At 60.8% G+C, this 3260-nt stretch carries 3 protein-coding genes; 2 read left to right on the forward strand and 1 reads right to left on the reverse strand.

The annotated features are described in order from the left end of the window. Nucleotides 1-188: 188 nt before the first annotated feature. Both QMX91_RS30025 and QMX91_RS30030 read left to right on the forward strand, forming a co-directional pair. A complete protein-coding gene (locus QMX91_RS30025) occupies nucleotides 189-1670 on the forward strand; it encodes a methyl-accepting chemotaxis protein (RefSeq protein ID WP_282413826.1) in 1482 nt (493 codons plus the stop codon). Between the two features lie 213 nt (nucleotides 1671-1883). After that, nucleotides 1884-2249: an Mpo1-like protein gene (locus tag QMX91_RS30030; protein WP_047295495.1), complete on the forward strand. Its 366-nt coding sequence runs from the start codon at nucleotides 1884-1886 to the stop codon at nucleotides 2247-2249. 5 nt (nucleotides 2250-2254) lie between these two features. Here the strand turns inward: QMX91_RS30030 and QMX91_RS30035 are convergent, their stop codons facing one another. Further along, nucleotides 2255-3049: an acyl-CoA thioesterase domain-containing protein gene (locus QMX91_RS30035; RefSeq protein ID WP_282413827.1), complete on the reverse strand. Its 795-nt coding sequence runs from the start codon at nucleotides 3047-3049 to the stop codon at nucleotides 2255-2257. Nucleotides 3050-3260: the final 211 nt, after the last annotated feature.

Here is a 3260-nt window from a genome sequence, read left to right on the forward strand (position 1 = left end):
GGCTTGCTCGCGAAGGCGGTGTGTCAGTCATTGTTAATTAACTGAACCACCGCATTCGCGAGCAAGCCCGCTCGCACAAAGGGGGCTCAGCGTAGAACCTGTTGACCTGTATCAAGATCTTCAGATCCGCATAGCGGCACAATGCTGGCACCTTGCCAAAACTGTTTCCGCTATCAGAGAAGACCTCCATGGGTGCCTGGCTTAGCAATATCTCGCTGAAATACAAATTCTGGGCGGTCAATGCGGTCGCTTTCGTCACCACCTTGCTGCTGGTGCTGTATGCCGTGCAGCTTGAGCAGCAGGCCCGCAGCCACGCCTCACAGGCTTCCGCTCAGGCCCAGGCACAATTGCTCAAGGCGTGGCCGGCTGGGCAGGCGCTGCCCAAGGCCGATCAGGTGCTGACCTTCAAACGCGGGGAAGCGCCGCGCCTCAATGGTCAACCGCTGCTGGAGATCAGCGATAGCAACGGCTGGAACGAGATCAATCATCTGCCGCTGTTCGGCAGCAACCCGCTGCTGGGCGCCGAAGTGTTCAGTCGTGGCGACGGCCAGCAAGTCGCGGTCATCGCCTATGGCCCAAGTCTGGCGCAAGTGTTCAGTGATCGTTTTGCCAACTACGCCGTGGCGGTGTTTATCCTGATGCTGGCCATGCTCGGCGCTTCGCAACTGCTGATCCGCTTCCTGCTCAGTCAGCTCAACACCTTGAAAGACGTGATGCTGCATGTCGAGAAGAGCGGTGATCTCTCGGCCCGCGTGCCGCTGGCCTGCAAGGACGAAGTAGGGCAAATGGCCAATGCGTTCAACGCGATGCAGGCCGGTTATCAGCGCGTGGTCACCACGGTCGCCAACACCGCGCGGCAACTCGACGTCGGCGCTGCGCGTCTGGCAGCGAGCATGAACGAAGTGCGCCACGGCATGCTCGGTCAACAGAGCGAGACCGATCAGGCCGCCACCGCAATTAATGAAATGACCGCCACGGTTTATCACATCGCCCAGCACGCCGGCGCCACCCGTGACCTGTCGCAGACCGCCGATGGTCTGGCGGGCAGCGGCCAGCAAGTGGTCAGCCGCGTGCAACAGTCGATTGCCGGGCTCTCCAGCGGTGTGCAGCAGACCGCCGAGATGATTCAGCGTCTGGCCGAGGACAGTCAGAAGATCAACGGCGTAGTCAGTGTGATTCACAGCATCGCCGAGCAAACCAATCTGCTGGCCCTCAACGCCGCCATCGAAGCGGCGCGTGCCGGCGAGATGGGCCGCGGTTTTGCGGTGGTCGCTGATGAGGTGCGCAACCTGGCGAAACGTGTGCAGACCTCCACCGATGAAATCACCACCATGGTCTCAGCGCTGCAGGCCGGCACCCGCGATGCGGTGGACTTCATGCAGGAGAGTTCGTACAAGGCCGACGACTGCGTGCAGCAGGCGCAGGAGGCCGGCGAAGCACTGGCGGAAATCACTGGCGCCGTGGCGCAGATGCGTGAAAGCAACACGCAGATTGCGGTGGCGGCGGAGCAGCAGAGTCAGGTCGCGGAAGAGATGAATCGGGCGGTGGTGAGCATTCGTGATGTGACCGAAAACACCGTGCAACAGACCGTGGATTCGGCGACTACCAGTAATGAGTTGGCGACGCTGGCCGGGGAGCTCAACAAGGCCATTGGTCAGTTGAAACTCTGACGACGCCTTCGCGAGCAAGCTCGCTCCCACAGGGGGTCCGTGGCGTACACCAATCCACTGTGGGAGCGGGCTTGCTCGCGAAGGCGTCAGCCGAATCAACATCGAGTCCGGCGATGACGCCTATCACCACCATAGCCAACCTTGATTCGCCGCCCCACCCGCCCCGGCCTATTCTTCAAGCATGTGTTCAACATGGATCGAGGAGTAGTCAACATGGGCAAACGTCACCCCAATCTTCCCGCGTGGCAATGGCGCGCGTACCCGAACAATCACCAGCACCCGACCAATCTGGTGCTGCACCTGATTGCCGTGCCGCTGTTCATCGTTGCATTTCTGTTGATCGTGTCCGGCGTGTTCAGCTTGAGTCTGGCGAGTGTGGCGATCGGTGTGATCGGTATCGTCGCAGCGCTGGGACTGCAGCGCCACGGCCACAGCCTGGAAGCGCAAGCCTCCGAGCCGTTCAGTGATCGTAAAGATGCCGTGTCGCGCTTGCTGGTCGAGCAGTTTCTGACCTTTCCGCGGTTTTTCCTCAGTGGCGGCTGGTGGCGCGCCTGGCGGGAGCGCCACCGTCGGCATTGAGTGACTCAGGCAAAAATCGTCACGGTCTGCCGACTCATGGCGATCAACTCTCCCTCCGCGCTCCACAACTTGGCGGCGACATGGCCATAGCCGTCGGCGGCGTATTCGATGTCTGCCAAGTATTTGCACCAGTCCAGCGTGCTCAACTCGCGTAACGGCTGCACGAATTCAATAGTCCAGGTCAGCGTGCTGCCCGGTGCCGGTTTCTTCAGATACGGCAACAAGGCCGGTGGCCAGGCATCCACCAGCGCCAGCAGATGCGCCTCATTGACCGGTTCTTCCTTGACGTCTCCACGCAAACGCACCCAGCCGCCCATCTGCCGCGATGTGTTGCCGGTGAAAGGCATGCCGCCGACACTCCAGCGCATCGCCAGATGCCGCATGAACTCCGGGGTCACGCCCTTGATGTAGGGCAACTCCTGGCATTCTTCCCAGTGTTTCATTTCAGCTGCCGGATAGGCCTCGACTGCGACTTCCGAAGGTCGCGAAGCACCAAAGCTGCCCTGCACGATCGTCACTACCTGACCGATCTGCACAGCCCGGCCCAGCACTTGGCTGACCGCTTTGCCTTCGCGCAACACATCGACTTCGAAGCTCACCGGGACTTCCGGTTCGACCGGGCCGACAAAGGTGATCGCCAACGAACGCACCGGGCGCTCCGCCGGCACTTGCGCGCGCATGGTTTCGTATTGCAGCGCCGCGACCAGGCCACCAAAACTGGCCCGACCCTGACCCCACTCGGCAGGAATGGTCACTTCTGGCTGGCGACGAACCGCATCGAGCAGATCGGAAAAACGCATGACAACCTCGGCAAGCGAAAAAAGGAATGCAGCGATCTTAACCAGCATGGCAGAGCGCCGCAGCGTCTATTCCGGTCAAATGGACTGACAGAAAGGCCTTAAGGTCAGGAAGATATTCGAATGTGGGAACGGGCTTGCTCGCGAAAGCGCTGTATCAGTAGACACATCTGTGACTGCCACACCGCTTTCGCGAGCAAGCCCGCTCCCCCAG

It is taken from the genome of Pseudomonas sp. PS01299 (genome assembly GCF_029960145.1).
Taxonomy (GTDB): domain Bacteria; phylum Pseudomonadota; class Gammaproteobacteria; order Pseudomonadales; family Pseudomonadaceae; genus Aquipseudomonas; species Aquipseudomonas putida_A.